This is a genomic window from bacterium, assembly GCA_035307765.1.
Taxonomy (GTDB): Bacteria; Sysuimicrobiota; Sysuimicrobiia; order Sysuimicrobiales; family Segetimicrobiaceae; genus Segetimicrobium.
In genome coordinates, this window is the sequence record DATGHU010000031.1 from 66,068 (window position 1) to 75,572 (window position 9,505).

Consider the following 9,505-nt stretch of genomic DNA (forward strand, 5'->3'; position numbering starts at 1 on the left):
ACTCAGTCCGCCGAGGAGCGCGCGGCGGTCCGCTCGGTTGGCCCGGGGAGCGGAGAGGTGCTCGGGAGCGTGAACGTAAACGTGCTTCCCGCGTTCACCCGGCTCGCCGCTCCGATGCGGCCGCCGTGGGCCTCGACGATGTGCCTGGCGATCGCCAGGCCCAGCCCCGTTCCTCCGCCCTCGCGTGAGCGCGAGCGTTCCACGCGGTAGAATCGGTCGAAGACCCGAAGGAGATCGTCGGCGGGAATTCCGCGGCCGGTGTCCGAGACCGAAACACTGACCTCGGCGGCCGCCCCCAGTAGCGAGACTTCGACCGTGCCCCCGTCCGGCGTAAACTTGATCGCGTTGTCGAGCAGGTTGGTCAGTACCTGAAGGATTCGGTCCCGGTCGGCCAGGGCAACGACGGGCCCCGCGCACGTCGAGCGGAGCGCGACCCGGTGCCGATCGGCCTGGGGGCGCATCCGGCTCAGCGCTTCGGCGACGAGCTCGTCCAGCCTGACGGGGGCGGGCTCGAGGGACACCGTCTTGGACTCCAGGCGTGAGAGATCCATCAGGTCGTCCACCAGCTTCATCAGACGGGTCGCCTCGCTGTCGATGATCGTGAGGAAGCGACGGCACGTCGTCTCGTCGGCGATCGCCCCGGCCAGCAGCGTCTCGGTGAATCCCTTGATCGATGTCAATGGCGTGCGCAGCTCGTGGGAGACATTGGCGGTGAGTTCCCGCCGCAGCCGCTCGGTCCGGCGGAGTTCGGTGGCGTCCCGCACGACCGCAACCGCCCCGGACGCTTCGCCGTCCTGCCCTCCCAGCGGCGTGGCGTGCAGGTCCAGGATCCGCTCGCCGCGGGGGTCGGGGCTGAATTCCTCGGCGACGTCGCGCCGCTCGGCCGCCGCCGTTTCGATCCACCGGCAGCTGGGGTGATCGCCCAGCACGTCCCGCAGCCGGCGTCCCCGGGCGACGGCGGTGAGGCCCAACAGCTCCTCGGCGGCGCGGTTAAAGAGGAGGATCGTGCCCTTCGCGTCGACGGCGACCACGGCATCGCTCATGCTCGAGATGATCGCCTCGATCTTGTAGCGCTCCTCGGTCACGGCGGCCAACTTGAGGCGCAGTTCCTCCGCCATCGCGTTGAAGGTGCTGGCGAGGTGACCGATCTCGTCCCGGCTGCGGATCGTGGCCCGGGCGGACAGATCGCCCGCGGAGATCCGGGTCGCCGCCCGGGAGAGTTCGAGCACAGGGGCGGCCAGCGCGCGGGCGCGCCACGTGCCGAGCAGCAGGGCGACGACGATGCCGGCGAGCAGCGCCTCCCCCAGCGCCTTCCACACCTCATCGAGCGCCCGATCGACCCACCGGCGCGGCACGCTGACCTCGACGACCCCGACGGTCGCTCCTCCCACCTTCATCGGCGCGGCGGCGAAGATGCGGACCTCGCCGCTCCTCCCATCGGGCCGGATCACGGTGGTGGGTTTGTCGGCGAGGGCGGAGGCCACCTCGGGCGCCACCGGACCGCCGACCTGGTCGGCCCACCGCCCGGTCGGCGGCGGCTGCCCGCTGGCGTCCTTCACCCCGATGTACACGCCGTCGCGCCACGACGAGCCGCTGGCGATGTCGTCGAGGCGGGCGATACTTGCCCCGTTCATCTGGTAGTTCGCGAGCATCCGCGCGGTGGTCTTCGCTTCGTTCAGCACGGCGCGCTGGTAGTCGTTCACGTACACGCGGGAGATGTTGGGGATCAGCACGGCCGCGGCGATGCCGAGCGAGAACAGGACCAGCAGCAGGTAGGTGCTGGTCAGTTTCCAGCGCAGGCTGCGGCTCATGTCGGATCCTTCTTCAGCTTATAGCCGACCCCGCGCACCGTCGTGATGTAGGTGGGGGTGTTGGGGTCATCCTCGATCTTTTCGCGCAGGCGGCTGATGTGCATATCCACCGTGCGGGTGCTGCCGAAGTAATCGTAGCCCCAGATGTGCTCGAGCAGAAAGTCGCGGGTGAAGACCCGGTTGGGGTGGCCCATCAGCAGTTGCAGCAGGTCGAACTCCTTGGTCGTCAGGTCGACCACCCGTCCGCGCAGCCGCACTTCGTGCGTGGTCGGATCGAGCGCCAGGCCGCCGATCGAGAGCGGCGCACTCCCCGGCCGCTCCACCCCCCGGGCGGTCCGCCGCAGGATCGCGCGCACCCGGGCGACGAGTTCCCGCGGGCTGAACGGCTTGGTCACATAGTCATCCGCACCCAGTTCGAGCCCCACCACCCGCTCTTGCTCGCCGTCCTTGGCCGTGAGCATGAGGATGGGGACCGACGACTCGCGCCGGATGTGGCGGCAGACTTCCAAGCCATCGACGTACGGGAGCATCAGGTCCAGGATCACAAGGTCGGGGGTCTCGGCTTTCGCCTTCGCCAGGGCCTCGTGGCCGTCGTAGGCGACGGACACCTCAAACCCCTCGTGGGCAAGGTTGTAGCGGACCAGTTCCACGATGTGCGGCTCGTCGTCAACGATCAGGATACGCCCGCCGGGTTGACTCTCGGTTTTCGGTGCGATCGTCGGCACCTTCTGCCCTCCGTCTTGTTCGCATCTATATTAGCATTGTCGAGCAGGCCTGTACGACGGGTGTCACGGTTTGGTGACGAATCGGTAACGCCCCCGCGGATGGCGGCCGCAGCTCTGCCGCTCGAGGGGGCAGGGGAGGTCTTCCCGTGCGTCGAAGGCCCAGGAGCGAACGACGGTTCGCGACAGGCAACCGCACAGCCCCCGGTCGAACGGCGCGGGGGCGCCCCGGATGGAGAGTTCCCAAAGGGAGGCCGTTTCGTGGAGTCGTTTACATTTCCGCCTGCGCCCAACCCCCAGATCACGGAGTGGCCGGGCACGCCCATCGGCAGAAGCAACACCATCACCCGGACGAAGACCCGCACCGCCGTGCACGACAAGAACCTCGACCGCGTCGAGGGCAGGCGGGACGAGTTGGTCGCGGCCGCCGTGGAACACCTGGTCAAGCGCGCCGGCAAGGATGCGCTCTACCTGCAGGATGTGATCATCCATGGGGTGCGCGTGCGCGCGATCACGAACTCCACCCACCTCCACACCCTCTGGTCGCTGAACTGGTACAGTCCGGAGGAGTGGCAGCGGACCACCGGCCTCACCCCTCCGCGGCAGCCCCAGGTCACGGTGTACGCGCTCGGCGGGGTGAACGACCAGGCGGAGGCCGCCTACTACAGCCGGCGCACGAACACGATCGTGTTTTTCAACACGGCCTACTATGGGCAGCTCAAGTCGTGGGTCCTCGGCGCGGTGGGACGGGTCCTGGCCGAGGAGTGGGGGATCCACAGCATCCACGGCGCCTGCGTCGAGAAGGACGGGGAAGGGGTGCTGTACATCGCCCCCACCGGCACCGGCAAAAGCACGTCCTCCTACGGGCTCCAGGCCACGTACCCGAACACCCGGTTCCACTCCGACGACTGGGTGTACGTCCGCTACGCCTGCGCGATGCGCGACGGCCGCCGGATCGCCCCCTTCGAGATCGTCCCGTCGCGCGGGGAACCGATCCGCGGCTACCGCGTGTTCCGGTGGCTGGAGGAGCGCCGGGGCGAGGGCGGTCAGGTGCGCGGGCTCGATCTGGAGAATCGCGAGACCACCGTCCCCCTGGCGTCGATCGATCTCGGGCAGCCCATCCAGGCGTACGCCTACACGAGCGAGAAGATCTTTTACCTCCGCACCAACCTGGTGAGCAGTTTCCCGCTGTCCGCCCACGAGATGCTGCGTTCGTGCCTGGAGAACGTGCCGGACGTCCTGCCCACGTTCATCGAAGTTCACCGGGCCGATCTCGACGCGCTGACGGAGGCCGTCCGTCGGGACTCGGGGCCGGCCGGGGATTTCTTTCAGGCGATGGACCCGGACCAGATTCGTACGCTCCTGGCGCGGCTGATCGCCTTCGACAACGGTCGGGCGATGCTGGACATCACCCGCATCCTCCCCCCCGCCCGCGTGGTTTCGAACCCCATGGCGCCGACGCGGTTGGGCAGCGTGATCCTGCTGAAGCGGGATCCGCGCGAGCAGACGGTGCTGGAATCCCTGTCGGTGGAGAAGTTTATCGGCCGCCTCCTCCGCGGCGAGACCCCCGACCGGAAGAAAGAGACCGCGTACAACGCCTACCGGGCGGTCGACGACGAGGCCGAGCGGCGGTTCATCGACCGGCTGGAAGCGGAGATCGCACCGGGCGGAAGGGCCGAACTCCTCTACCCGGCGTTGATGCGCCACCAGGACACACCCGAGACCCTGGCCGAGGAGGTCGAGCTGTTTCGGATCCTGCACCGCTCGTGCCGGTGCTACGACCTCAACACCATCCTGACCGCCGATCCCCAGGTGCACGGCCTGCAAGAGGCGGTGGCCGCGACGATGGCGCTGATCGCGTACGCGCTCGCCGTCCGCCGGGGGAACGTGCTCCTGACCATCGGCGACTATCGCCGGGCGCTCACCTCGCCTCCGGTCTCGGCTTGAGCCGCGACCCGAGTGCGGCGGAGCGGGCGCTCATTCCCCGCCACCGAGGAGACGACTGATGGAGCCGCACGCGTACGCGCAGGAGCACCGGGCCCGCTTTACCGATGCGCTGAAGGAGTTCGTCCGCATCCCGAGCATCAGCACGTTGCCGGCGCACCACGCGGATCTGGGGCGGGCCGCGGAGTGGATCGCCGGTCGTCTCACGGAGATCGGGCTGTCGGCCCGGGTGATGCCGAACGGGACGCACCCCGCGGTGTACGCGGAGTGGACCGGTGCGCCCGGGGCGGCCACGCTGCTCTGCTACGGGCACTACGACGTTCAGCCTCCCGACCCGCTCGACCTGTGGACCTCGCCGCCCTTCGACCCCACGCAGCGGGGCGACGACCTCTACGGCCGCGGCGCCTCCGACGACAAGGGGCAGCTCTTGATCGAGGTGTTCGCGGTCGAGTCGCTGCTCCGGGCCACCGGCCGGTTGCCCCTCAACATCAAGTTCATCGTGGAGGGCGAAGAGGAGATCGGCAGCCCGAGGATGATCCCGTTGATCAAGAAGCACCGGCAGCTCCTCCGGGCGGACGTCTCGCTGGTGTGCGACGGGAGCTTTTACGCGCCCGATCACCCGTCGCTGGTGACGGGCCTGCGCGGGATGCTCTACACCGAGGTCGAGCTCCAGGGCGCCAACCGGGACCTGCACTCCGGCATCTTCGGGGGCGCCGCCCCCAACCCCGTGGATGGGTTGGCCCGGATCATCGCCGGGCTGAAGGACCGCCGCGGGCGGGTGACGATTCCCCGATACTATGCCCCCGTCGCCCCCCCCACCGATTTCGAGCGGCGCAGCTGGGCGCAGCTCGGGTTCCGGGACGAAGCGTACCTCTCGGATCTGGGCGTGGGGGACGCCCCGGGCGAGGACGGATACTCCATCCTCGAGCGGCGGTGGGCGCGTCCCACCTTGGAGGTCCACGGGATCGCGGGAGGGTACACCGGTCCCGGAGCGAAGACCGTTATCCCCTCCCGCGCGACCGCCAAGATCAGCATGCGCCTCGTGCCGGACCAGCGACCTCAGGCGGTCCTGCGCGCGTTCACCCGCAAGGTGCAGCGGCTGACCCCCGCCGGGCTCCGTGCCGAGGTCCGGTTGCTCGGCGCCGGGGCGCCGCTCGCGGTGTCCCCCGACGCGCCCGCGATCCGCACCGCCGCCCGGGCGTTGGAGGAGGTCTTCCACCGCCCCCCGGCCTTCATCCGCGAGGGGGGGAGCGTTCCCGTCGCCGCCGAGTTCCAGCATGTGCTCGGCGCGCCGCCCGTGCTGATGGGGTTCGGGCTGCCCGACGACAACCTGCACTCCCCCAACGAGAAGCTCCACCTGCCGAACTTCACCCGCGGAATCGAGGCGGTCATCCGGTTCATCCAGTTGCTGGGGGAGGGCGGGGCGGGGTGACCCGGTAGTGCGCGGCACGATGCGGGCGCTGGTGAAGCCCGCGGCCGGGCCCGGGCTCGAGATCCGATCGCTGCCGATCCCCACCCCCGGCTCCGGTCAGGTGCTGGTCCGCGTCCACGCCGGTGGTATCTGCGGCACCGATCTGCACATCGAGCGGTGGGATCCGTGGGCGGCCGGCCGCCTCCGCCCCCCGCGGGTGATCGGCCACGAGTTCTGCGGCACGGTCGTCGAGCTCGGTCCCGACGTGCACGGCGTGTCGGTCGGCGACTTCATCGCCGGGGAATCTCACGTCAGCTGCGGGCACTGCCACCTCTGCCGGCGCGGCGAGGCCCACATCTGCGAGGCCCTGGAGATCATCGGCGTCGATCGCGATGGGGCCTTCGCCGACTACGTGGTGGTTCCCGCGCCGAACGCCTGGAAGATGGCCCCGGGGACCCCCCCCGAGATCGCGGCGATCATGGATCCCTTCGGGAACGCGGTGCACACGGCCCTGGCGGCGGATCTCGGCGCCCGGTCAGTCCTGGTGATGGGCTGCGGCCCGATCGGGCTGTGCGCCGTCCTGATCGCGCGCCGGGCCGGCGCGACCCCGATCCTCGCGGCGGACGTGAACCCCTATCGCCTCGCCCTCGCCCGCACGCTGGGGGCCGACCGGGTGATGGACGCCCGGACCGAGGACGTCCCCGGGATCGTACGCGCGCTCACGGACGGGGCGGGGGCGGACGTGCTGCTCGAGTTCTCCGGGCACGGGCAGGGGCTCCACAACGGACTGGCGGCGCTGCGCAACGGGGGGTTCGCCGCGCTCTTGGGCCTCCCCGGTCGGCCCATCGAACTGGACCTTGCCAACGACGTGATCGTCAAGGGCATCCGCCTCCAGGGGATCTTCGGCCGGCGGTTGTGGGAGACATGGTACGAGGCCACGGCACTGCTCGCCTCGGGGGTGGACATCCGGCCGGTGATTACGCACCGGCTGCCGATGGCTCGGTTCGCGGAGGCGTTCGCCTTGATGCGGTCGGGCGAGTGTGGGAAGGTGCTCCTGACGGTGGAGGACAGCCGCACCGGCTGACCCCCACCGTCAGGGACGCGCGATTGCGTTACCGTCCGTGTGGTGCGCTGACCACCACCGACCCGCTCGGAGCGCGGCGTCCGCCCGCCGGTTCCCGGGTGACTTCGATCGCATCGGGCGGGACGGCCAACTCCGGTCCCTCCACGATCAGCCTGGCATCCCCGCCGGCGTCAAGCCGAGCCGTGCCGAGCGAGGTCCATCGGTCTCCGTGGCGCACCCAGGCCTGATAGGTCTCGCCCGCCGGGGGTGGCGCGAACTCCTCAAAGGTCAGCACCGCGATGCCCACCCCGGCCTGGCCGCGGTAGACCGCATGCGTCCGCGCCGGCACACCCGGGGCGGGCTCGAGGCGGACCGCCACGGTCTCGCTCGACGTAAGCAGGGCGAGCGCCCGGGCATCGCGCCCCCGCGCCACCTGATCGTCGTGTACGCGGATCCCCAACAGCGTTCCCAGTCCGAGCGCGCCGACCACCAGCGCGGTGACCGCGGGAGACAGGCCCGCCCTGAGTTTCTGCAGGCCGGCCCGGATTCGGGTCTTGGCGGTTCCGAGCGGGAGGCGGAGTTCGGCGGCGACCTGTTCGTGGGTTAAGTTTTCGAAGAAGGCAAGGTCCACCGCTTGACGCTGCGTTGGCGGAAGCGCCTCCAGCGCGTCGCGGACGATAGCGCGCTCGGCTTCGCGCCTCACCACCTCGCCCGGCTCGGGGGCGGGATCGGGGACCTGCGCCAGCCGCTGGCCGTCCGGGTCCTCGTCCAGCCGCGGCTGCCGGCTCCGCCGGCGAAGTTCGTTCAGGATCCGAAAGTGGGCGATCTGGAAGACCCACGGCCGGAACGCGCCCCGCTCCGGCGAGAAGGTGCCGGCCTTGCGCCACACCGCGAGGAAGACGTCTTGGACGATCTCTTCCGCCGACACGCGGTCCACCGTCTGCGCGGCCAGGGAGAAGATCCGCGAGGCGTACCGGCCGTAGAGCGGCCCGAGGGCGTCCTGGCGGCCGGCCGCCAGCAGCCGCATCAAGTCCTCGTCGCTGGGATCGCGCGGCTCGCCGGCGCCGCGGCCCGCGTGCACCTCCCGCCGCCACCCCCACCGCGGACGCTCGGCCGGCATGCTCAGTTCCCGACCGTGATCGTCCCGTGCATGAACGGGTGGATCATGCAGGCGTACTCATAGGTCCCGGCCTTGTCGAAGGTGACCGTAAAGCTTGTGCCGGGTAGGATCGGGCCGGAGTTCCACCGCTGGTCCGCGCTCGTCGACGTGTGGGGGATGGCGTCGGCGTTGATCCAGGTGACAGTCTCGCCGACCGTCACCCGAATCGTCGCGGGAGCGAACGCGAAGTCCTTGACCCGAACCCCGCCGCTGGCGGCGGACGCCGCCGCGATGGGGGCCGACCCCGCCTGCCCGAACGAGGGCGTCGACGCGGTTGGGGGCGCCGTCAGCGCGCGGGCTTTGGACCCGGGGACGGGCTGGAGGACGATCTTCCTAGGCGCGGCCCCGACCGGGATCGTCGCCAGCACCTTCCGCTGCTCGAGGTCCACCACCGAGACGCTGTTCGCGCCCTCGTTGGTGACGTAGGCCGTGCCCCCGTCCGCGGTGGGCGCGGCCCAGTGGGGGAACGTGCCCACCGCGACCGTTCCGATGATCGTCCGGGTGGATGGATTGACGAGCGCGAGTTCGCCCGGCCCCTGCACGACCGTCAACTCGACCGCGCCGGTCGCGGTAAAGATCGGCAGGTGGGGGGAGGCTCCGGTCGGAATCTGCGCGACGACGAGGTTGCGCGTCGGATCGAGCACCTGCACCGCGTTCACGCCGGCCTGCGTGAAGTAGAGCGCGGTGCCGTCGGGGCTGAAGTTCGCCGCGCGCGGCGTCTTGTCGAGCGGGACCATGCCCACCCTCTGCCGTGCCGCGAGGTCCAGGATGGCCAGCCCCGCTGCTCCCGGTTGCTGTGCCGTGACGTAGGCGGTGCGATCGTCGGGGCTGATGGCGACGGTGTGGGGGTTGCCGACGGGAATCCGGGCGACCACCTGGTTGCGGATCGTGTCGATCACGGCGACGTCGCTGGCCCCGAACACGGCGACGAGCACCAGCCGCCCGTCCCGGGTGATCGCCAGCCCCTGCGGGTTCTTGCCGACCTCGATCGTGCTGACCACCCGGTCCGTGGCTGTGCTGATCACGCTCACGGTCGAGCCGCTGGTGCTGGTGGCGTAGACTCGCGCCCCGTCCGGAGAGGCCACGAGGCCTTCGGGCCCCGGGGGAACCGGGATGGTCTTGACGACGCGGTTGGTTCCCGTGTCGATTACGGCGACGGCGTTGTCGCCGTACAACGCGACGTAAGCCTTGGGCGGCGCGGGCGTGGCCCATGCCGCCGCGTACATGGGCGCGGCGGCGCCGGCCCAGGCCATCAGCGCCACCGCGGCCGTGGCCGTTAGGCCGAGTCGGCGGGAGCCGGCGCCGGGGCGAAGGCGATCGTGCGGTGACACATTCGGTCGCATCGTGAATCCTCCAGGGCGGATTGGACCGGGCCGGCATCGGGGGCCCACCCCC

7 protein-coding genes are annotated in these 9,505 nt (G+C 70.4%); 3 read left to right on the plus strand and 4 right to left on the minus strand.

Going from position 1 to position 9,505, the window contains the following annotated elements; all coding sequences use genetic code 11:
* Window positions 1-2: 2 nt before the first annotated feature.
* Window positions 3-1,811, minus strand: coding sequence for an ATP-binding protein (locus tag VKV57_09825; protein ID HLW60202.1), 1,809 nt, complete (start codon window positions 1,809-1,811; stop codon window positions 3-5).
* Window positions 1,808-2,536: a response regulator transcription factor gene (locus VKV57_09830; protein ID HLW60203.1), complete on the minus strand. Its 729-nt coding sequence runs from the start codon at window positions 2,534-2,536 to the stop codon at window positions 1,808-1,810. The genes VKV57_09825 and VKV57_09830 overlap by 4 nt, the downstream gene beginning before the upstream one ends.
* Before the next feature lie 258 nt (window positions 2,537-2,794).
* On the opposite strand from VKV57_09830, the gene VKV57_09835 reads away from it, so the two are divergent.
* The 3 genes from VKV57_09835 to tdh are packed head-to-tail and all read left to right on the plus strand — an operon-like array spanning window position 2,795 to window position 6,972.
* On the plus strand, window positions 2,795-4,480 hold the full coding sequence (locus tag VKV57_09835; protein ID HLW60204.1) for a hypothetical protein: 1,686 nt from the start codon (window positions 2,795-2,797) through the stop codon (window positions 4,478-4,480).
* 58 nt (window positions 4,481-4,538) lie between these two features.
* The gene (locus VKV57_09840; protein ID HLW60205.1) at window positions 4,539-5,909 is read left to right on the plus strand and encodes a dipeptidase; all 1,371 of its coding nucleotides are present in this window, start codon (window positions 4,539-4,541) and stop codon (window positions 5,907-5,909) included.
* 19 nt (window positions 5,910-5,928) lie between these two features.
* The gene (gene tdh, locus VKV57_09845; GenBank protein HLW60206.1) at window positions 5,929-6,972 is read left to right on the plus strand and encodes an L-threonine 3-dehydrogenase; all 1,044 of its coding nucleotides are present in this window, start codon (window positions 5,929-5,931) and stop codon (window positions 6,970-6,972) included.
* Between the two features lie 28 nt (window positions 6,973-7,000).
* Here the strand turns inward: tdh and VKV57_09850 are convergent, their stop codons facing one another.
* Window positions 7,001-8,071, minus strand: coding sequence for a sigma-70 family RNA polymerase sigma factor (locus tag VKV57_09850; GenBank protein HLW60207.1), 1,071 nt, complete (start codon window positions 8,069-8,071; stop codon window positions 7,001-7,003).
* Window positions 8,072-8,073: 2 nt separating this feature from the next.
* On the minus strand, window positions 8,074-9,453 hold the full coding sequence (locus tag VKV57_09855; GenBank protein HLW60208.1) for a plastocyanin/azurin family copper-binding protein: 1,380 nt from the start codon (window positions 9,451-9,453) through the stop codon (window positions 8,074-8,076).
* Window positions 9,454-9,505 lie beyond the last annotated feature (52 nt).

What these genes read in the sequence shown, in the direction of transcription:
- VKV57_09825 (HLW60202.1), bottom strand. Translation starts at nt 1,811, where the DNA reads ATGAGCCGCAGCCTGCGCTGGAAACTGACCAGCACCTACCTGCTGCTG.
- VKV57_09840 (HLW60205.1), top strand. Translation starts at nt 4,539, where the DNA reads ATGGAGCCGCACGCGTACGCGCAGGAGCACCGGGCCCGCTTTACCGAT.
- VKV57_09850 (HLW60207.1), bottom strand. Translation starts at nt 8,071, where the DNA reads ATGCCGGCCGAGCGTCCGCGGTGGGGGTGGCGGCGGGAGGTGCACGCG.
- tdh (HLW60206.1), top strand. Translation starts at nt 5,929, where the DNA reads ATGCGGGCGCTGGTGAAGCCCGCGGCCGGGCCCGGGCTCGAGATCCGA.
- VKV57_09855 (HLW60208.1), bottom strand. Translation starts at nt 9,453, where the DNA reads ATGCGACCGAATGTGTCACCGCACGATCGCCTTCGCCCCGGCGCCGGC.